This is a genomic window from Alphaproteobacteria bacterium (assembly GCA_015062495.1).
In the GTDB taxonomy this organism is placed as follows: Bacteria; Pseudomonadota; Alphaproteobacteria; order Rs-D84; family Rs-D84; genus Enterousia.
Genome location: SUUN01000002.1, coordinates 269523 through 289925, shown reverse-complemented (window position 1 = coordinate 289925; position 20403 = coordinate 269523). Strand labels below are relative to the sequence as shown.

Annotated in this window: 20 protein-coding genes and 2 tRNA genes; 1 reads left to right on the top strand and 21 read right to left on the bottom strand. The window is 46.1% G+C overall.

The window, feature by feature from the left end; translation table 11 throughout:
* Positions 1-99: 99 nt before the first annotated feature.
* The 14 genes from E7008_04030 to plsY form a co-directional block, all read right to left on the bottom strand.
* Positions 100-765, bottom strand: a complete 666-nt coding sequence (locus E7008_04030; protein ID MBE6457081.1) for an OmpH family outer membrane protein — start codon at positions 763-765, stop codon at positions 100-102.
* A gap of 104 nt (positions 766-869) precedes the next feature.
* Positions 870-2207 carry a hypothetical protein gene (locus tag E7008_04025; GenBank protein MBE6457080.1) on the bottom strand — a complete coding sequence of 446 codons (1338 nt, stop codon included), beginning with the start codon at positions 2205-2207 and terminating at the stop codon, positions 870-872.
* Between the two features lie 90 nt (positions 2208-2297).
* Positions 2298-2373: transfer RNA gene (locus E7008_04020), tRNA-Thr, on the bottom strand.
* A 117-nt stretch (positions 2374-2490) separates the two neighbouring features.
* Entirely contained in the window at positions 2491-4134 is a 1644-nt protein-coding gene (mnmG, locus tag E7008_04015) for a tRNA uridine-5-carboxymethylaminomethyl(34) synthesis enzyme MnmG (protein ID MBE6457079.1), read from the bottom strand.
* Between the two features lie 190 nt (positions 4135-4324).
* Positions 4325-5053, bottom strand: a complete 729-nt coding sequence (fabG, locus tag E7008_04010) for a 3-oxoacyl-[acyl-carrier-protein] reductase (protein MBE6457078.1) — start codon at positions 5051-5053, stop codon at positions 4325-4327.
* Between the two features lie 2 nt (positions 5054-5055).
* The gene (fabD, locus tag E7008_04005) at positions 5056-5931 is read right to left on the bottom strand and encodes an ACP S-malonyltransferase (GenBank protein MBE6457077.1); all 876 of its coding nucleotides are present in this window, start codon (positions 5929-5931) and stop codon (positions 5056-5058) included.
* Positions 5932-5960: 29 nt separating this feature from the next.
* Positions 5961-6500, bottom strand: a complete 540-nt coding sequence (locus tag E7008_04000) for an epoxyqueuosine reductase QueH (protein ID MBE6457076.1) — start codon at positions 6498-6500, stop codon at positions 5961-5963.
* A complete protein-coding gene (locus E7008_03995) occupies positions 6501-6806 on the bottom strand; it encodes a hypothetical protein (GenBank protein MBE6457075.1) in 306 nt (101 codons plus the stop codon).
* The gene (gene metG, locus E7008_03990) at positions 6800-8836 is read right to left on the bottom strand and encodes a methionine--tRNA ligase (GenBank protein ID MBE6457074.1); all 2037 of its coding nucleotides are present in this window, start codon (positions 8834-8836) and stop codon (positions 6800-6802) included. Before metG ends, E7008_03995 begins: the two co-directional genes overlap by 7 nt.
* A gap of 183 nt (positions 8837-9019) precedes the next feature.
* Positions 9020-9096 (bottom strand) — tRNA-Val (locus E7008_03985).
* Positions 9097-9157: 61 nt separating this feature from the next.
* Positions 9158-10489 (bottom strand): AAA family ATPase, encoded by a 1332-nt coding sequence (locus E7008_03980; GenBank protein ID MBE6457073.1) that lies wholly within the window; start codon positions 10487-10489, stop codon positions 9158-9160.
* A 269-nt stretch (positions 10490-10758) separates the two neighbouring features.
* A complete protein-coding gene (dprA, locus tag E7008_03975) occupies positions 10759-11793 on the bottom strand; it encodes a DNA-protecting protein DprA (protein MBE6457072.1) in 1035 nt (344 codons plus the stop codon).
* Positions 11794-11866: 73 nt separating this feature from the next.
* Positions 11867-12763 carry a hypothetical protein gene (locus tag E7008_03970; GenBank protein ID MBE6457071.1) on the bottom strand — a complete coding sequence of 299 codons (897 nt, stop codon included), beginning with the start codon at positions 12761-12763 and terminating at the stop codon, positions 11867-11869.
* Positions 12764-12854: 91 nt separating this feature from the next.
* Positions 12855-13442, bottom strand: coding sequence for a glycerol-3-phosphate 1-O-acyltransferase PlsY (gene plsY, locus E7008_03965; protein MBE6457070.1), 588 nt, complete (start codon positions 13440-13442; stop codon positions 12855-12857).
* 73 nt (positions 13443-13515) lie between these two features.
* Here plsY and E7008_03960 point away from each other — a divergent pair, with 73 nt between their 5' ends.
* Positions 13516-13776, top strand: coding sequence for a 30S ribosomal protein S20 (locus E7008_03960; GenBank protein MBE6457069.1), 261 nt, complete (start codon positions 13516-13518; stop codon positions 13774-13776).
* 91 nt (positions 13777-13867) lie between these two features.
* Here the strand turns inward: E7008_03960 and rpsO are convergent, their stop codons facing one another.
* From rpsO to rsmG, 7 genes are all read right to left on the bottom strand, one after another.
* The gene (rpsO, locus tag E7008_03955; protein ID MBE6457068.1) at positions 13868-14140 is read right to left on the bottom strand and encodes a 30S ribosomal protein S15; all 273 of its coding nucleotides are present in this window, start codon (positions 14138-14140) and stop codon (positions 13868-13870) included.
* A 19-nt stretch (positions 14141-14159) separates the two neighbouring features.
* The gene (truB, locus tag E7008_03950) at positions 14160-15035 is read right to left on the bottom strand and encodes a tRNA pseudouridine(55) synthase TruB (GenBank protein ID MBE6457067.1); all 876 of its coding nucleotides are present in this window, start codon (positions 15033-15035) and stop codon (positions 14160-14162) included.
* 3 nt (positions 15036-15038) lie between these two features.
* Entirely contained in the window at positions 15039-17549 is a 2511-nt protein-coding gene (mutS, locus tag E7008_03945) for a DNA mismatch repair protein MutS (GenBank protein MBE6457066.1), read from the bottom strand.
* Between the two features lie 25 nt (positions 17550-17574).
* Positions 17575-17769: an exodeoxyribonuclease VII small subunit gene (xseB, locus tag E7008_03940; protein ID MBE6457065.1), complete on the bottom strand. Its 195-nt coding sequence runs from the start codon at positions 17767-17769 to the stop codon at positions 17575-17577.
* A gap of 189 nt (positions 17770-17958) precedes the next feature.
* A complete protein-coding gene (locus E7008_03935; GenBank protein ID MBE6457064.1) occupies positions 17959-18915 on the bottom strand; it encodes a ParB/RepB/Spo0J family partition protein in 957 nt (318 codons plus the stop codon).
* A complete protein-coding gene (locus E7008_03930) occupies positions 18827-19609 on the bottom strand; it encodes a ParA family protein (protein MBE6457063.1) in 783 nt (260 codons plus the stop codon). The genes E7008_03935 and E7008_03930 overlap by 89 nt, the downstream gene beginning before the upstream one ends.
* A 225-nt stretch (positions 19610-19834) precedes the next feature.
* On the bottom strand, positions 19835-20395 hold the full coding sequence (gene rsmG, locus E7008_03925; GenBank protein MBE6457062.1) for a 16S rRNA (guanine(527)-N(7))-methyltransferase RsmG: 561 nt from the start codon (positions 20393-20395) through the stop codon (positions 19835-19837).
* Between the last annotated feature and the right edge of the window lie 8 nt (positions 20396-20403).

The window sequence follows — 20403 nt, the reverse complement described above, 5'->3', positions numbered from 1 at the left end:
AATAATAATTATTGTTGTTTGTTTCATCGCAATACAGATTACAATGGATTTATACAAAATGCAAGTTTATATAATAAAAATCCCCAGACGGGGATTTTTTTAGAAACCTTTTGGTGTTTCCATCTTGACCTTGGATACTTTTTTATCCAATGCCTTAATCACTTCGTCTGTGATGTCCAGATTCGCGACATCTGCACCTGTGCGTGCCATACGGCCATCAATTACCAGGGACAAATTCTTTTTGGCAATAATACCTTCGATAACCGGGTCTAGGTGCTTGGACTGCAATTCATTCAAGGCCTTTTGATACGACATTTCAATTGACTGGGCACGTTCCGTCAAATCACGTTGCAGTTTGGTAACCTTGTTTTGATAGTCAACAACGCGGCGCTGTAATGCTTCGCGGGATAAAACATCCTGGGACTTTTCAATTTCGGCCTTTTCTTTTTCTAATGCCTTTTGATCACGGGTCAATTCATCGCGCAATTCATTTTCATATTTTTCCTTTTGCGTGCGCAGGTCTTTTAGTGCGGTGGCATCTGTCTGGATTGCATCCATGCGAACAACCGCAATGCGCAGATTTGCACCGTTTGCGGCATCTTCGCTGACAACTGCGACCGCGTCAGATACAGATGCGCCCGAATTAGAATTCAGCGCCGACACCGCCCAAACGCCCAAAACCGCCACAGCAATCACAATTGCCGCAATAATGCCTGTTTTTTTATAGTTTTTTACAGATTGATTTTCTGATGTTTTCTTGACCATTTTTCCATCCTTTGATTTTGTTATACGTGTATAATAACAACAATTATTTGAAAGTAAAACAGAAAGTTGTCTGGTAATAAAAATCCCCCCGAACGGGGGATTTTTTATTTTTGGTTTGCGCCATATTTTTTCAAAATTTCCGTCTGGACCGCGGTCGGTTTGATTGATTTTTTAATACGGCCATATGTTTCAGACGTTGGTTCAACCGCAAAATCACGCACCAATTGTTGTTCACGATCAATGACAACAACCCCGGATATATTGTCACCGGCCGCAATACGTTTGGCGGCGTCGGTTAATTTTGCGCGCGCTTTGTCTTTGTTCGGTTTTGGTGCATCTTTCAGGCCAAACGTTTCCGCCATATGTGTGGCCAGGCGGGCATCCTTGGCATAAAAATGCAAGCGACCGATGAATTCTGTGACCTTTTTATTATGCTTGAATTTGTTATAGTGTGGCGACAATGTATCGAACATTATGCGAATAATATCCTGGTTTACATAGCCATCGCCCAGCACTTTGTTCAGTTCTGTCACAAATGGGGTGATGTCGCGTTCGGCGGCTATGATCTGTTTCATACGACGCGCAACTTGCAGGGCACTGCCATAATTTTGCATTGCGTTCCAACCGACTGCTTCTAATAACCCCTTGTCAGACAGGGCATCTACAATCTTTTGCCCGCCGGCACCAACAAATATCCCCATATTGCCGGTACGCAGATAATATTTATATTCCAGTGCATCACGCAATAAATCATCAACCGCGCGGGCGATGATTAAATCAACACGTTTGGGCGAATGATCAATCTTTGGGTAATTGCGCGCCACGGAATCGATGTAATCGTGGGCCTCGGTATTACAGGCGTCAAAAGACAGGATATAATTGCGTTGGGATGCAAATTCACGCAAACGCTTTACCACCGGGGCGGGTAATTTTGCAATATCCTGTTTAATCTGTTTGTGTGAAATGCCGGATGCAAAATCATGCATTGATGCAGAAAATGGATATTTTGTACCTGTTAATATGGCCTGGACACCTGCGGGTTCAAATCTGGACAGGGCCATCAGTGCACGCTTGTAATATTCGGCGTTAACCAGTTGCTGGTGATATTCTTCGCGCGCGTTGATATCATTGGCGATTGTCGCATCAAACGCCAAATATTGATTTTTAGGATCAATAAATTTGCTTATTTTTTCACGTGCGGATGCAATACTTTCATCTGGACGGAACGAAACACGCGCAACGCGTTCCGCAATATATTCTTCGGCCTGGGCCAATTCATTGGCCCTGTTTTGATAATCACGGGGTGTGCCGCGTGACTGGTCATAACTGTATGCATAGCGGCCACGGGTTGAGTCCGCATGAACAGTTATCAGTTCGCGTTCTTTGTATTCTTTGCCAGCGCTTTGGATATAATAACTTTTACCGAATTTATATTGAATCATGATGATATTCCCTCTGTCTTTTTGGGTAATTATATCATAAATCAGGGATATTTTTTATTAAAAAATCCCGCGCGGGCGGGATTGTTATCATGGTGCCGGTGATAGGACTTGAACCTACGACCCCCTCATTACGAATGAGATGCTCTACCAGCTGAGCTACACCGGCAATGGTGAGATGACTATAATCTATCCCCAGAATAATTTCCAGTGGTTTTTTATACAAATTGTTATTCTTGGTTTTTTTGGATTTTATCTTTCCCGCGCAGGCGGGAGGCTGTGATTTTTATGCCTTGATTTTGCGCAGCACGACCATAATGCCGGCGGGGGTCATGCCCGGTATGCGCGTCAGGTCGGCAATGTTTTCCGGCCGTGTTGCCGTTAATTTTTCAACCAATTCATTGGTCAGACCCGGCAGGCCCGAATAAACAAAATCAGACGGAATCTTTAATTCCGCGTCGCGTTTATAGGCGGCAATTTCGCGTTCATTACGCGCGATATAGCCCGCATAGAATTTATCGTTTTCGGCAATTTGGTCGGCGCGCGCTGCCAATTTGCGTTCGTATGCCGCTGCGTCAATTAACCCCAAATCCACACCGATTTTGCCCAGGCGCGCAATCGCATTGTCCGCCCGCAACGACAATCGATATTCCGCGCGCGATGTGAACATACGATATGGTTCATCAACCCCCAATGTTGTTATGTCGTCAATCAGTACCCCAATCATTGAATTTGTGCGGTCAATTTCCAGGTACGCCAGGTTCAGCGCAAACGCCGCAGCATTTGCCCCCGCGACCAGGCCCTGGGCCGCCGCTTCTTCGTATCCGGATGTGCCGTTGATTTGCCCCGCAAAAAACAGGTGTGGGTGATCTTTGGACTGCAATTTATCATTCAGGGCGCGCGCGTCAATCGCATCGTATTCAATCGCATAGCCATAGCGCGCAATTTCGCAGTTTTCCAGACCCGGAATTGAACGAATCCAGATGTCCTGGATGTCGGCGCCAAAACTGGTGGAAATGCCATTGGGATAGATAAGGTCGCTGTTGTACCCTTCGGGTTCAAGGAACACATGGTGGGATGTGTGTTCGGGGAAACGCATAACCTTGTCTTCTAAACTCGGGCAATAGCGCGGGCCAGTGCCACGAATGTCGCCGTTGTACATTGGCGCGTTTTTGATGTTGTCACGAATAATCTGGTGCGTGGCCTGGGTCGTGTGTGTGATATAGCAGACCGCATCATAATTATTGTTTTCGTCGCCGTCGGAAAACCAATCGTGGGGCGTGTCGCCGGGTTGAATTTCACAGACGGAAAAATCAATCGAATCGCGTTTTATGCGCGCGGGTGTGCCCGTTTTCAGGCGCAACATATGAAAGCCCGCGTTCTGTAAAATATTTGATATGCTTTTGTCGGCGTCTTGGTATGTGCCGTCGTCCATCAATCGGCCCGATGGAATTTTTTCCGCACCACGGGTAACCGTGCCATTTAAAAATGTTCCCGTTGTCAGAACAACTGCGCGCGCATGATATTTGTTGTTAACGATTGCGTTTTCTAAATCCACAGATTCAACCGGTTCAAATACAACATCCAGATTTTTATATTCCGACAAAATATCAACAATCGCATTATGATATAAATCACGGTCGATTTGCGCACGCAAGGCACGCGTCGCCGCGCCATGGGTTGCGTTCAATGTGCGCCAATGAATCCCCGCGCGGTCGGCGGCACGTGGCATAACACCACCAAACGCATCCATTTCCGCCACCATCTGGGATTTGCCGGGGCCACCAATACTGGGGTTACACGACAACGCCCCCAGGTCAGATTGTGCCATGGTTAACAACAATGTTTTCGCACCACGACGGGCGGCCGCGGCGGCCGATTCCGTGCCCGCATGTCCACCACCGATAATGATTACATCATAGTCTTGCATTTTTTATTCGTTTTGATTCTAAAACGCGTTGCGTTTTATCTTATGGTACATATCATTTTGGGCGACTGCGTCGCAACCTATTTACCTGGATTCCGACCTGCGTCGGAATGACACGCCACTGCGTTCGCGTTCCGCTCATCCGTGGCTTTAAAATTGCCAGGGCAATTTTGATTCTAAAACGCGTTGCGTTTTAGAATCGTCCCATTCCACCATTTACGTGTAATGTTTGGCCGTTGATGTATGACGCTTCGTCGGATGCCAAGAACACACACGCGTTCGCAATATCGTCTGGTTCGCCAAAACGACCCGCCGGAATTTGCGCCAGATATGTTTTTTTCAGTTCGTCGGGCAGAACATCCGTCATTGGGGTTTTGATAAAGCCCGGTGCAATCGCGTTGGCGGTGATTCCACGGGACGCAACCTCGGCAGCGATGGATTTTGTCATGGCAATCATACCACCCTTGGATGCCGCATAGTTTGCCTGGCCCGGGCCACCGATTGTGCCGATGATTGACGCCATGTTGATGATACGACCAAAGCGGTTCTTCATCATTGGCATAATTGCCGCACGGCACATCTTGAAACAAGAACGCAGGTTGGTGTTGATGACTTCGTCAAACTGATCATCCGTCATACGCATTAACAATGTATCGCGTGTGATGCCCGCGTTGTTAATTAAAATATCGATTTTGCCCGCTGCTTCGATTGTGTTCATAACCAATTCAACCGCGCCGCCGTCCGCCGCCAGGTCGCATGGTATTTTAATATATTCATCGCCAAATTCTGCGTCCATTTTGGCGACATTGCGGCCCGACACAACAACGGTCGCACCCGCGGCACGCATTTTGCGCGCAATTGCGCCACCGATACCACCGGTTGCGCCTGTGATTAAAGCAACTTTGCCAGCTAAATCAAACATAGTTATATCTCCAATTTCTGTGCGGTTATTTTATCTGTAATACGGGAACACAGACCGGTTAAAACAGAACCGGGCCCAATCTCTATCATTTCTGTGATGCCAAGGTCGGCCATGTTCAAAACACTTTCGCGCCAACGAACACCATGTGTCATTTGATAGACCAATGCTTCTTTGATTTCATCAATATCCGTTGTGGGTTGGCATGTTTTATTCAATATAATCGGAACAATGGGCTTTTTAAATTCAACCGATTCCAATGCCGCGCGTATCGCGTCCGCCGCAGGTGATTGTACACGACAATGAACCGGCACAGACAATGCCAATGGCATTGCACGCTTGGCCCCGCAGGATTTTGCCAATTCCATTGTTTTTTCGACCGTTTCACGCAGGCCTGAAATTACAACCTGGCCTGGGGAATTGTCGTTGGCAACATCGCAATCGGTTTGTGCGCAGATTTCACGCACCGCATCAATATTCAATCCCAATATCACCGCCGTCAGGCCGTCGCCCACCGGCACAGCAGACTGCATCGCGTTACCACGCACACGCAACAATTTTGCCGCGTCACCCACCGATAACGCACCCGCCGCACACAACGCGGTATATTCCCCCAGGGAATGCCCCGCCACATATTCTGGGATGGTCGCACCCGCCGCACGCATCATAGCAATAGAGGTCGCCATAATTGCCGGCTGAACATTCGCGGTCAGGGTTAATTCTTCGGCTGGGCCATTAAAAATAGTATCAGACAATTTTTCGCCCAGTGCCGTATCCACCGCGTCAAACACAGCGCGCGCGGCGACATTGGTTTCATACAAATCGCGCCCCATGCCAACGCTTTGTGCGCCCTGGCCGGGGAATACAAATATTGATGACATATACAACCTTTTGTTAAATTATGTATGGATTATACTTTGCGAATACTAAATTCGCAACCGCAATAATTTTGTCGATAAAAATCAGATGCGCGGTTGATTTGGATGCGTAAATTTTCATCCCAATTAATTGGCAAATATTCAATATCGTCACAGGCTAATGTGGCGGCGTGATCCACCTGGGACTGGTCCTTGTGACGGGATACGCCCAGAACACTTGCAATTGCGTTATATCCGTTTTCACGCGCAAAACGCACTGCACGGCGAAAACGGTATTCAAAGCACAGTGCGCAACGCGCCCCGCGTTCGGGCGCGGTTTCAAACCCGCGAACACATTCGCGCCATGCGTCATGGTCGTATTCCAGAACTGCGTATTTTACACCCAGTTTTTCGCAATATTTAATCTGTTCATGCATGCGTTTAGTGTATTCTGATTCTGGGAATATATTCGGATTATAGAACAAAACGATAAATTCTGATACGCATGGCACAGCACCGTCCGCCAACTGTTTAATCGCGCCGGCCGAACACGGCGCACAGCAAGATAACAAAACCAGTTTCGTCGCGTTCATTTATAAAGTTTTTTGATATAATGTCGCACGGTTCGAACGCAGACGCTGGGCACGATTAATTACATTTAACGCACGTGTGCGCGCCGCTTCATCCGGCACAAATACCGTTAACAATGGCGCAACACCGTTAAGTTTGTACGTAGTCTGTGGAATGCGTTCGCGAATATAGTCTACAAAATGACAATTCGCAGGATTTGGGCATTCGTGTACACTCTTGCATTTGGCACAGTGATAGTGCGCAATGTATACAGGATTGTCATCCTGGGTTACAATTACTTTGATATTTCTGTTTAATCTTTCTAGCATTTATATTTACCACCAATTTCTGTATTTTCATCCAATTCGATTATTTTATCACCATCATCACCAATCCCCAGTTCCGACGGGCTGCACATCATACCATATGATTCGACGCCTGCAACCGTTCTTTGGGCCAATGGTTTTTTCATGCCGGGCAGTTTCGCCCCCACCGGCGCCAATACCCCACGCAGGCCCACGCGCACATTTGGCGCACCACAGACAATCTGAACCGTGTCCGCCCCAGTATTTACCGTCAAGATATGTAAATCATCGCGGGTTGGGTGATTTTTTACATCCGTGATTTCTGCAACAATTGGGGTTGGGATGTTTTCATCCTGTTTCGGGGCATATTTTTCGGTCAACATCGCAACCGTTTCATCATCAATACGGTTAAACAGGTTTTCAGGCACAGTAAATTCCGTACCGTCTTTGACGCGATGTTCGTATTTGGTTGGCCACGATAAATCATGTTTATCCGCAAAGATAGCCTGCATTTTTTCCGCGGCATTTGGGATAAATGGTGCAGACACGCGTGCAAACAGGTCAATCATCTGCATGCATTCGTTCAGACACGCCGCCGCACCCGCCATGTCACCATTTTTTACCAATGCCCATGGTTCACATTTTGTCATGTATTCGTTACCAATCGCGTACAGGCCACGCAGTGCCGCAATTGCCGCACGAAATTCACACGCGTCCAGCGCAGATGTTAATTCAGCCAGTTTTTCGTTAATCTGGGATTCCAGTTCTGGGTCAGCCGTGCCGTTAGATGGAACATTGTTCCCAAAATTTTTCGCAGTCAGTTTACATACACGCGACACAAAGTTACCCAACATACCGTTCAGGTCTTTGTTCACAACGTCTGCAAAACGCGCAATTGTAAAATCGTTATCGTCTGTTTCAGGCGCATTTGCCAACAACGCATAACGCCAATAATCCGCCGGCGCAACCGCAATCGCAGAATCCAAGAATATGCCACGCTTTTGCGATTTCGAGAATTTGCCCCCTTCGAAATTCAAGAAATTCATGCCCTTTAACATATCAACTGTTTTCCAGTTATCATTCATGGCAAGTTGCTGTTCTGGGAAAAAGACTGCGTGGAATTTCACGTTGTCTTTGCCCATAAACTGGGCATAGTGCGTGTCTGGATTTTTCCACCAATCGGCCCAATTTTCATTTGCGGCCTGGGAAATAGAGACATAACCCCACGGCGCGTCAAACCATACATAGAAAACCTTGTTCTCGTACCCGGGTTTGTTCACAGGTATTCCCCACGGCAGGTCGCGCGTAATGGATGTATCACGCAACCCTTCGTTCGCCCAGCCGCGCGCAATCGCCGCCGCAGAACGCGACCATTTTGGCGCGTGTGTGGCCAGCCAATCTTTCCAGGTATCTTCGACACGCGACGCCAGAAAGAATAAATTCTTGGTCGGGCGCATTTCGATTTTATCGCTGCCTGAAATGGTGCTGCGCGGGTTTATCAGTTCGGTCGCTTCGTAGGTTGCACTGCATTTATCACACTGGTCGCCACGCGCGCCGTCAAAACCACATTTTGGACATGTTCCAACCAATTGACGATCGGCCAAGAACATATTGTCATCAATTGAAAAAGGCTGAATTGTTTCGCGTTCTTCGATTAGGCCCAATTGGTCCAATCGGGAAAATAATTCATGGATTAATTTTTCTTGTTTTTCAGTGTGGGTGCGACCGTACAGGTCAAATGACAAATTAAAGTCGCGCACGGCACGCAAATGTTTTTCATAATATTTATTATTATATTCAATAACTGGCATATTTTCCGCCGCCGCACCAACAACCGCAGGTGTGCCATGTTCGTCCGCACCACATACATATAAAACATCGCGGCCGCACGCGCGACAAAAACGCGCATATACATCAGATGGCAACCAACACCCAATCAAATGCCCCAGGTGCAATTCCCCATTTACGTATGGTAATGCCGATGTAATTAAGTATTTCTTTGCCATGTTTATGTGCCTTTTATTAAAAAAACAGACGCCAACGGGGGGCGTCATTCGATTCCCGTTGATTTGTTGCCTAAGATTAGATTTGCATTCGCATGCACGGTATTATAAAACATATTTTTGACAAATCAATATTTATAATATCGCCGATTTTATCGGATCAGGTGTTTGTGGGGGATGTGATTGGATTACATGCTAAAATCAAAAACACCCCGAATGGGGTGTTTGTGTTTGTGGTGGATGTGATTGGACTCGAACCAACGACCCCCTCCATGTCAAGGAGATACTCTAACCATCTGAGCTACACATCCGATAAAGCCAGTCGATTATAACAAAGTTTTTTTCAATTGCAAATTATTTATATAATTACTTTTAACGGCATTCTGATACCAACTGTTGAATCTGGGCAGATAATACCAGGTCAGATGCCAATTGCTTTTCAATCTGTTTGATTGCATATAATACAGTTGCATGATCGCGACCACCAACAAAATTGCCAATTTCAGACAATGATAACTGGGTCGCCTGTTTCAATACAACCATCATTGTCTGGCGTGCCAATACCAATGCACGGGAACGGCCCGAACCACATACCGCGTCGTATGATACCCCCAGTTTTTCACACATTGAACGCACCATTGCAACCGGTGTTTTTACAGTCTGCAATGTGTCCGCCAACAAACGCGTCGCAACCGCCATATCCACAGACGCACCCATCAAGTCAACATAGGCACGAATCTTTTTCGCAACGCCTGCAATCATGTGACCATCGTTCGCAATGCGCGCACACAATGCATCGGCAACATCCGTCGCAACACCCGCACGACGCAACATAACAGATTTTACATACGCGTTTGGCGATGCAACATCTGCAACCAGGCCAGACGCCAACAAAGATTGTGCGTGACGATCAAAACCCGTCAGGTTGTTTGGTGCCGCGTTCGCAGTCAGAACAACGTTTTTGCCCGCGTTGCGCAAATCAACAATCAATTGCATAAATTCGTCGGTCGATGCACGTTTGCCAGATAAGGCCTGGACATCGTCCAAGATAAATGTATCACATTTGCGGCAGAAGTCTTTGAATGCAAAAACATTGTGTTCTTTTAGGCTGCGGGTGAATTCAGATACAAATTGCGCCCCAGACATCTTTACAACGCGACCAGTCGCCGCACCCGAAATACATTCGGTCAACAGTGTTTTACCACAACCCGCCGCACCGTAAATGAACAAAGGTGAAAATGGAACAGATGCGGTTGCAACCTTTTTACAGGCGGATACAACAAATAAATTTTCATCACATGTAACAAATGAATCAAACGCAACCGTTGCCGCAGGTGAAACAGTCGCCGCAGGCGTATATGTTTGTGTCGTGTTATCATTTGCAACCGGCGCCGACGATACAGATGTGTTGCGTACAACAATCTTTAATGCCAGGCCAAATGTCGATGCAACAGATGACAACGCACCAAAGTGTACACCGTTAATAAAGTTTGCAGAAAACTGATTCTGTGCACCCAAAACCAATGTGTCGTTTTCAATATCAAATGTCAGTGGTGCAATCCAAGATGTATATGTCGCAGTGTCAAATTTTGCCGCAATCGCCCCCTTGATTGTTTCCAAATCTGCGTTCATTGCCATTGCCACTGTCTGCATACCTTTTTCTCCTTTGCTTCCCACACAAGAGATTGTACAAACCACCCACATAAAACGCCATTTTCATGACATTTTCTGTTGCATCTACATTCCCCTGCCCCAGTAAAATTTGTTTCAAGATGTATCTTTATTTGTTAATAAAAATTCATCCCGTTTTTTGATTACCTTCTTTCGTTTTGGATACGTCCAATAAGTTATAAGATAAAAATCAATTTGCAACAAAAGGTTGATTGATTTTTGATGAATGATTGTTTGACAACGATTCGTTTTTTTGCCAGATTTTCGCACATTGTATATACACTGTATAGACAACACACAAACTAGGCACGAACATAGCCGCCATCAATTTTTCGCACAAGTCCGCCTAATTCCAAAATTACCAATTCACTTTTGATTTCCGAAATCGATTTTTTGACAATTTCTGCCAATACAGATTCCGAGACAGGAATTGTTCCAATCGCATCAATTAAATTATTTTCGGCATCAATTTTTTTTGAATTTTTTTTCTGATTTGTTTCTGGGTGGGATGCGTCAAAAAAATCATTCGCACCCATACATAAACGCGCAACGCCAGACTGGATAAGGGAATTTGGACCAAAAGCCCTTAAATCCGATGGGTGTGATGGAATTGCCCAAATTTCACGATTTAATTCATGTGCGAATCGGGCCGTTGTCATTGAACCTGATTTTATATCCGCTTCGCCCAGAATCAGGCGACGCGACAAACCCGCCACGATTCGATTACGCTGAACAAAGTTTGTTGCAATGGGTGTAAATCCAACGGGCATTTCACTGATGACTGCGCCGTGCGCAACAATATCCCAATACAACGATTCGTTTTCCAGTGGCCATATATAATCCACCCCACCCGCCAAAACCGCAATCGTTCCTGCGCCAGGCGTTGCGCGCAACGCACCGCGGTGGGCGGCGGTATCTGTGCCAATCGCCATACCAGATACGACAACGGTGTTATTTTCTGCAAACTTTTGCGCAATATCGGCAACCAATTCCATACCGGCCGCCGTCGCGTGACGTGTGCCAACAATTGATACCATATCACGCGTCAATATATCCAGATTGCCACGCACCGTTATGACGGGCGGATGATTTTTTGTCGCACGCAAATGGTCTGGATATAAATCATCGGTGTCACTTATATAATATATATGCTGTTCGGTGGCGCGCGCCATTTCATCAGACACTGCGTCACGCAATTTATCGGTTGGGCACAGCGCGGCAACCACATCATCAAGCGAACCAAATTTCTGAATCAGTGCGTTAAATTTCGCCGGACCAATGCCTGGGGTGCGCAAAATCAATAATCTGTTAAATATATCTGACATGTTTGATACCATAGGAAAAATACCATATTAAATAAAGTATATTATTTGCAAGCCATTTAAAAATCCCGCAAACGCGGGATTTAAACTAATTCTTGGCACACATCTTGTTATTAACGCCGGGCAATACAAACGCATATTCATATTCGGTGCATGCGGCCGGTTTTTTTGATGCATCGGGCCAAACACTGTCATCACAGGCACATTTTAAGTCGCCCAGGTATTTGATAAAGCGGTTGTATTCAGCCTCGCTATCCTTTTTCAATACCGCCAATTGGGATTCCAGCAGTTCAAGCCCTTCTAGATCCTTTTGTCCCATAACCTTGCCACCGATTAATTTGTTTCCAAATAATTCCATTGCGCCAACACCAATGGCCGCACCACCGACCGCACCACCAACGGTTGCCCATGTGCGGGCAGATTTCTTGGCATCCAGAATCCGTGATTTCAAGGTGTCATAATTTGCCCATTCGCCGCATGTAATGTCGCGCCCCATTTCAAAATATTTAGACGGGACGTCGGCAACACTGATTTTTGGGTCATCGGATTTTAATTCAACCTTAACAAAACAGGTGTTGTTTTCAGGTTCTTCGACGTCTTCTATCATTGTAGAATAACTGCCTAAATTACTGTAACGCGATGCCCAAACAAATGTATTGCCAATGCCGATGTTATTTTGCAGGCATGCACGTTTTTCGCGTTCGCGCATATCTTTTTCAGCAGGCTTCATTTCATCGGGCGTGACCGCCAGTTTATCGTCAGGTGTCGCAACAGGCGCGGCGGGAACAGTTGGCGTGGCAACTGTGCCAGACTGATACGCAATACCAGACAATTGATTCTTGGACGCAACCGCACGTGGTGCCGCCATCATTTGATTCGACATAGACGCGCGTCCACGACCCGTGGCGGGTGTCATATTGGGCGCAGCCGCAATTGCGGACGTAGCAACCATGCACATTGCAATTAATGATAGGACAGATTTCATATTCCCTTTCCCCTGTATATAATCTTTGGAATGTATTATATCACAAAATGCGTCAAAAAACAACAAAAAACGGGGACGCGCCCCGTTTTTCTTATTTTTTCCATTTCCATTCAATCTTGGATTCTGTACCTGACAGCAAACGCTTGATATTTTCACGATGTCGCCACATGCACAACAGACCAATGGCCAGAAATGCAAAACCAACATGTGTGTTAATCGCAAATCCTAAAATCGGAATCAAACAAAATACAATTACCGCACCCAAAGATGATATCCCGGACGTTAGTGCGACCAACAACCATTCAATACCACACACCACAAAGGACACAGGACTGACCGCCAACAGCGTGCCGAACAGGGATGATATCCCCTTGCCCCCTTTGAATTTTAGCCAAACCGGATAACAATGTCCGACAATCGCCGCAAAACCACACCACGCACCAAATGCATCGCCTGCGATATATTTACCGATGAATACGGCGGCGGCCGCCTTGGCCATGTCAAGAATCCAAACCAGACCCGCCATACGCAGACCACCAACACGCATTACATTTGTTGCGCCGATATTACCACTGCCGACGCGGCGCAGGTCGCCCTTGCCCGCCAGGCGCGTCAACAACAACCCCATGGGAATTGACCCCAATAAATATGAAACAATAATACCAATTAAATACATCATGTTATTTTTCCTTGATTTTGTGTTTGTTTGTTATAAAATACCAAAATCAAAACAAAAATAAAAGGAAAATAACGTGGCAAATCATAAGTCATCAGAAAAAAGAATTTTGGTAACTGCCAAGAAAAATGCAATTAACACATCACGTCGCAGCGTTGTTAAGACCGCGACTAAGAAAGCATTGGTTGCAATTGAATCGGGCGACAAAGCGGCGGCAACAACAGCGGCCCGCAATGCAGAAAGCAAAATCATGAAATCAGCCGGCAAAATCATGCCAAAGAAACGCGCAGCGCGCAAGATTTCAAGATTGGCTAAGAAAGTTTCCAAAATGGCATAAATAAAAAATCCCCCGATTGGGGGATTTCTTTATTTAGCAAAGCGTTTCTGGCTCATATCTCAAAAAAAAATCCCGCGATTGCGGGATTTTATTATTTACGCAGACCTAATTTCTTAATCAGGGCTTCGTAGTCAGATGCATTACGCTTCTTGATATATGCCAACAATTTCTTGCGGCGGTTAACCATCAACAACAAACCACGTTTTGAATGATTGTCTTTGTGATTAGCCTTCATATGTTCGGTCAAGTTGCGAATGCGTTCTGTCAAAACTGCAACCTGGGATTCAACAGAACCGCCGTTGTCAACGTCAGACACTTTGTATTCCTGAATCAATTCAGATTTTTTTGCTTTTGTTACGGACATTATGTTTTCCTTTTATTTTTTATATTGTTCGTTTTGGTCGCAAAACGCCATCTGATACCACACCAATTCCAATAAAGTTCTTATCAGAATAAATACGATACAGACCGTTATCTGCGCCCGTTTCGATAAAGCCGCCGCTTCGATAAAAATCAGCGTCTTTACAGACAAGACTTAAAACCGGAATGTCCCCCAGTCCAAAGTCCGTCGGTTTTAGGTTTTCGCCTAAATTTCCACTATTATTAAATACTTTTTCCAAAAAATCAAGTTTTACGGCATCTTTTATATCAAATCCGTTGGTCTGGGTACGACGTATCATATCGACCGTCGCCAGGCATCCGCACATTTTCGCAATGTCACGTGCAACAGACCGCACGTATGTGCCGGGCGAACAACGCATGCGAAAATGCCACGAACCATTGCAAATACCAGTCAATTCCAGCGCAAATATTTCAACATCACGCGCAGGGATTTTAACCGCCCGTCCCCGACGTGCCAATTCGTATGCACGCGCGCCGTCCACATGCACCGCCGAATAAATTGGTGGAATCTGCGAAATATGCCCAATGAAATTTGGCAAAACAGCGCGAATGGCGGTTTCGCTTGGGACAATATCATTGCGTGCGATTTCTGTGCCGGTAATGTCCAACGTGTCTGTTTCAAAGCCAAACACACATGAAAACAGGTATTCCTTGGTATGATTGCCCATTTCTTCGACAAAGGGTATCATTTTAGTTGCGTCGCCAATCGCAATCGGCAATACACCCGTGGCCATGGGATCTAGTGTGCCAATATGTCCAAACTTTTTCGTTCCCAACATGCGCGCAATGCGACCGCCCGCCGTTCGTGAAAACAGCCCTGAATCTTTGTCTAAGATTATCCAGCCAGATTGCGACATGACCTATCCAAATAAACTTAATTGCGGGGACACATTATCCGACACACTTTGTTTTTTTGTGCTGGGCGCGGGTTTTGGCGCACACGTCTGAGAGGCTTGCACAGGTTCGTGCGATTCCAATGCAGACAACACACATTCGGCGCGCGCAATCACAGATTTTGGCATGCCCGCCATGCGCGCCACATGAATACCATACGACCGGTTCGCAACACCCGCAACAATTTTATGCATAAATATAATTTCATCGTTATGTTCGCGCACATCAATCGTCAAACACGAAACGTTATCCATACTTAGTGCGGTTAATTCATGATAGTGCGTCGCAAATAATGTGCGCGGACACATCGCGTCCAGGTATTCCAGAACCGCCTGGGCAATTGCCATACCGTCGTATGTCGCAGTGCCCCGCCCTATTTCGTCAAATATGATAAACGAACGGTTTGTCGCACGGTTCAGGATGTTGGCAGTCTCGCTCATTTCCACCATAAATGTAGACTGGCCCGCCGCCAGGTTGTCTGATGCGCCAACGCGACTGAATAACTGGTCACAAATACCAATGGTCGCGCGGGTTGCCGGCACATATGACCCCAGGTGCGCCAACACCACAATCAATGCATTTTGGCGCAGATACGTTGATTTACCCGCCATATTCGGCCCTGTTAGCAATGCAATTGCGTGCACATTTAAATTACAATCATTTTTTACAAAGTTATCACCACGCGCACGCAGCACGGATTCAATCACAGGGTGGCGACCACCGACAATATCAAACGCACAATCGTCCGTCATGACGGGACGTGTCCAGGAATATTTGTCTGCAACGTGCGTTAATGCCGTCCACACATCCGCATCCGCCAATAAATCCGCCGCCGACAACAGGTCGTCTGCAATATCGCGAATACGTTCTATGAATTGTTTTACGATTTCATCTTCGATGGCGGCAGCCTTTTCAGCGGCACTGCGCACATCGTTATCCAAATCAATCAGGCGCGATGTGGTAAATCGCATGTTGCCCGCCATCGTCTGGCGATGGATAAAGCCCGAATCTGGCGACATCATAATATCGGCGCGGGAACTGGGAACCTCTATAAAATACCCCAGGATATTGTTGTATTTTATTTTCAGCGTGTTTATACCTGTCTGGGTTATGTACTGTGTTTGCAGACCAGCAATCGTTTCGCGCGCGCCATTCGACAATTCACGCATATTATCCAACGCTATATCAAAGCCAGCACGAATCACGCCACCATCACGGAAAAATGTCGGCAGTTCATCAGACAGTGCACGCGTTAACGTGGCACACAGTTCACCATGTGTATTCAATTCGGCAAAACGTGCGGCAAATCCCGAATCCAGGCGCGATGCCAATAACTGGGCCCGGGGCAGAACCGTTATAAAATTTGTGATATTGCGCATATCGCGTGGTGTGCCCCGCCCCGACAGTAATCGCGACAGGCAACGCCCAACATCGGGTACATTTGCCAAAATATCTTGGACCATTGCGCAGACGTCTGGGTTTAACATAAAGTGTGAAATGTGCGATTGACGCATGTTAATTTCATCAATATCCGCCGATAAATTACGCAGATATGCACGCAATTTGCGCGCGCCCGCCGCCGTGCGCGTTTCATCCAGCACATCAACCAGACACGCGCCACCGTCGTTTATCGGGGCGTCGATTTCCAGACTGCGCCAGGTGGCAGAATCAATCAATAATTGCCGACCAGACTTGAATGTATATGGCGCACGAAATGTGATTGATGCATCACGCTGGGTATTAAATAAATATCCCGCAAGCAAGCATATCGCACCGTCTGTATTTTTTGCCGCCACACCGGCATCAACCGCACCACCAAATACACGCGACACAACCATGTCTATGTCGGCGCGATGATACAGTTTTTCATAGACCGGTGCGGCCTTGAATAATTCGCGCAGTTTGGAAATTGTTTTTTCTTCGGCGGTGTGGAATGGGAATATAACCTCGGCTGGGTTGATTCGTACCAGGTCATCAATCGCATCCGATGTTTGACCAACAAAAAATTCACCCGTCGAAATGTCACAGCCCGCAATATCATACGCACCGCCACCAATCGGCGAAATCGCAACCAAGAAATTAGAGTTTTTTGGTGTCAGTAAATTTTCATCCGTCAATGTACCAGGCGTTAAAACACGCACAACACGACGTTCAATAAACTTGTGCCCGCGGGCCTTGGCCTGGGCGGGGGTTTCCATTTGTTCGACCAGTGCAACCTTGTACCCGGCACGCACCAGGCGACCAAAATAGTTGTCCGCCGCGTGCCACGGAATACCACACATCGGAATGTCGTTTCCGTTACCATCGGTGCCACGCGCAGTTAAAACCAGCCCCAGTGTCGCACTGATTGTGCGGGCGTCTTCAAAAAAAGATTCATAAAAATCCCCCAAACGAAACATCAACAACGCGTCTGGATTTTCAGACTTCATGTCGACATATTGTTGCATTACGGGGGTCAGTTTACCTTGGTCTGCCACGATAATATCCGTTTATTTTTGTGTTTTATGCGCCCACTTTCAGGGTTTCGATTTTTAATTCTGCTTCTTTTAACAATTGTTCACAGTACGCCTTTAATTTTATACCCTGTTCGTATGCGGCAACAGAATCAGCCAACGGTAATTCGCCCGATTCCATTTTTTTTACCAATTCCATCAGTTGTTTATAGGCATCTTCGAATGATAATTTTTTGTCGTCCATTGTGTATTTCCCCTGTGATTTTTATTGTATGTTCAGACTACAAAAAAAATTGCAGTTTTTCAATTAAAATCCCATTAAAGGCAAAAACACATCAAAAAAGCCGGCAAAAGCCGGGAATTAATCAACATTTTTATTTATTTGGTCGCATATACAAAAATTGCCGGCTTTTGCCGGCTTTTTTGAACATTTTTATTTGGTTAAACTGTCCACCAATTCATACAGTTGCGTACGGGTGGCAAATGATAATGTTATCGTGCCCGCACCACCACGACGTTCGGTCAGTTTCACAGGCACACCCAGGGCGGTTTTTATGCGGCCTTCGATTTCGCGGACGGACGCAGCATCAATTGTTTTTTGCGCGTGCGCACGCGTATTTTTTGCGCGTGGCGCGTTTTTCACCAATCGGTCTGTTGCAGCAACCGATAATTTTTCCGCAATAATTTTGTGCGCCAATTCGGCTGGATTTTCCGCAACCGCAATTGTACGCGCGTGGGACGCGGTCAGTTCGCCCTGCTCTACTAACCCCTGGACAGATTCCGGCAGTGACGTCAGGCGTAACATATTGCGAATATAACTGGCCGATTTGCCAATTAAACGCGACACATCATCCAATTCATAATCACAACATTCCATCAGATTTTTATAGGCGTTCGCTTCTTCGATTGGGTTCAGGTTTTCACGCTGAACATTTTCAATCAACGCAATTTCACGCGCATTATTATCATCCAATGATTTTACCAACGCTGGAATTTCGGTCAGCCCCGCCATCTTGGACGCACGAAAACGCCGTTCGCCTGCAACAATTTCGTACATATGTGGACGCCCCGATACACAGCGCAACAAAATCGGTTGCAAAACCCCCCGTTCACGAATGGACGCCGCCAATTCATTCAATTCCGCATCAGAAAATGTCTTGCGCGGTTGGTCTGGGTTTGCACCAATTTGTGCCAATGGAATCTGTTTGACAACAACCCGGTCATTTTGGGTTAATAATGATATATCAGGTATCGCGCCACGCGACGCACTGATATCCGCCAAGCCACGTCCCAATCCAAATTTATTCGCCATCTGTTCCCCCTGTGGTTCGTTCGACAACCTCGGTCGCGACACGTAAATACGCCTGGGCGCCGGTTGAATTAAAATCATAGAATAACGCTGGTTTGCCGTGGGACGGCGCTTCGGACACACGGACGTTGCGCGGAACAACCGTTTTAAACACAGTATCGCCAAACGTTTTGCGCACATCTTCGTCCACTGCACGCGTCAAGCCATAACGACGATCGTACATGGTCAGCAACACGCCCAATATTTTTAAGTCTGAGTTCCATTTGCTTTGCACAATATCGATTGTGTCGGTTAATTGCTGAACCCCTTCGAGTGCGAAAAATTCACACTGCAACGGGATTATCACAGAATCAGCCGTCGTTAATGCGTTAATTGTTAAATACCCCAATGCCGGCGGACAATCCAGCAGAATATAATCATAATAGTCCATAATCGGCCGCAACGCATCACGCAGGCGAAATTCACGGTTTGGCATATCCAGCAAATCAACATCCGCACCGGCCAACGCCTGGGACGACGGCAACAAATGTAATCCGGGTACTGCTGTGGATAAAATATTATCCGCCGCGTTTGCAGTCCCCATAATCACACCATAAACACTTTGGCGATGTGACGCACGTTCAAACCCCAATCCCGTTCCGGCATTACCCTGTTGATCCAAATCGACCAGTAAAACACGCTTTTTTATCGCCGCCAGGGATGCACCGATATTAATAGCGGTTGTGGTTTTACCCACCCCGCCCTTTTGATTCGCAAATGCAATAATATGTGTCATAAAACCCCTTCCGTTTCATGTAAAGATTATAAAAACCGGTCGATTCGGTCAAGAGTTTATATTTCACAACGCAAAAACAAAATAAAAACAAATATTTATTAACAATTTCACATGAAACAAGGCATACTTTTCAACAATTAAAAATACCGGCTTTTGCCGGCTTTTTTGTAATATTTTTAAATTAACAATGTTTTTTCAACAATTTAACACGTATTTCATATGAAATTACCGGCAAAAACGCACAGAAATTATAAAACCATCACCTGTTTTGGACGGTGTTAAATCATATTCAAAATCATACTTGGTTTTTGCAGCATCGATTTCCCCGGCAATTTCGCGACCTTTTAACAGAAAAAGCCGGTATTTTGTATGTGCGACATAGTCCATAATCTTGGTCAAGGATGCAAACGCACGTGCAGTGAAGACAAAATCATTCGAATTTGCCGGTAAATGCCGGACATAATCTTCGACACGGCCATGATAAATTGTCAGGTTATCCAGTTTTAATTCATCCTTGACCGCGTTCAGAAACGCAACCTTTTTACCAATTGATTCAATACACGTCACGCGCCAACCCAGAATCGCCAAAACAACCCCGGGGAATCCCGCACCACTGCCTAAATCGATTATATTTACATCGCGTGGCAAAACGTCTGCCAATTGGGCAGAATCCGCAATGTGGCGCGTTTCTATGTCGTTTAGCGTGCTGGGCGCGACAAGATTCATGCGCGACGACCATTGGCGCAATAAATCTGCATATCGTTCAAATTTGACTTTATTACTCATAAGTACTA

Bases quoted from the DNA above. Each gene is read 5' to 3' on its own strand.
- mnmG (MBE6457079.1), bottom strand. From the start codon at position 4,134: ATGCAAGACTATGATGTAATCATTATCGGTGGTGGACATGCGGGCACG.
- rpsO (MBE6457068.1), bottom strand. From the start codon at position 14,140: ATGTCCGTAACAAAAGCAAAAAAATCTGAATTGATTCAGGAATACAAA.
- xseB (MBE6457065.1), bottom strand. From the start codon at position 17,769: ATGGACGACAAAAAATTATCATTCGAAGATGCCTATAAACAACTGATG.
- dprA (MBE6457072.1), bottom strand. From the start codon at position 11,793: ATGGTATCAAACATGTCAGATATATTTAACAGATTATTGATTTTGCGC.
- E7008_04030 (MBE6457081.1), bottom strand. From the start codon at position 765: ATGGTCAAGAAAACATCAGAAAATCAATCTGTAAAAAACTATAAAAAA.
- E7008_03995 (MBE6457075.1), bottom strand. From the start codon at position 6,806: ATGCTAGAAAGATTAAACAGAAATATCAAAGTAATTGTAACCCAGGAT.
- plsY (MBE6457070.1), bottom strand. From the start codon at position 13,442: ATGATGTATTTAATTGGTATTATTGTTTCATATTTATTGGGGTCAATT.
- E7008_04000 (MBE6457076.1), bottom strand. From the start codon at position 6,500: ATGAACGCGACGAAACTGGTTTTGTTATCTTGCTGTGCGCCGTGTTCG.
- E7008_03980 (MBE6457073.1), bottom strand. From the start codon at position 10,489: ATGTGGGTGGTTTGTACAATCTCTTGTGTGGGAAGCAAAGGAGAAAAA.
- E7008_04025 (MBE6457080.1), bottom strand. From the start codon at position 2,207: ATGATTCAATATAAATTCGGTAAAAGTTATTATATCCAAAGCGCTGGC.
- E7008_03930 (MBE6457063.1), bottom strand. From the start codon at position 19,609: ATGACACATATTATTGCATTTGCGAATCAAAAGGGCGGGGTGGGTAAA.
- rsmG (MBE6457062.1), bottom strand. From the start codon at position 20,395: ATGAGTAATAAAGTCAAATTTGAACGATATGCAGATTTATTGCGCCAA.
- fabD (MBE6457077.1), bottom strand. From the start codon at position 5,931: ATGTCATCAATATTTGTATTCCCCGGCCAGGGCGCACAAAGCGTTGGC.
- metG (MBE6457074.1), bottom strand. From the start codon at position 8,836: ATGACGCCCCCCGTTGGCGTCTGTTTTTTTAATAAAAGGCACATAAAC.
- E7008_03935 (MBE6457064.1), bottom strand. From the start codon at position 18,915: ATGATTTTAATTCAACCGGCGCCCAGGCGTATTTACGTGTCGCGACCG.
- truB (MBE6457067.1), bottom strand. From the start codon at position 15,035: ATGTCGCAATCTGGCTGGATAATCTTAGACAAAGATTCAGGGCTGTTT.
- fabG (MBE6457078.1), bottom strand. From the start codon at position 5,053: ATGTTTGATTTAGCTGGCAAAGTTGCTTTAATCACAGGCGCAACCGGT.
- E7008_03970 (MBE6457071.1), bottom strand. From the start codon at position 12,763: ATGAAATCTGTCCTATCATTAATTGCAATGTGCATGGTTGCTACGTCC.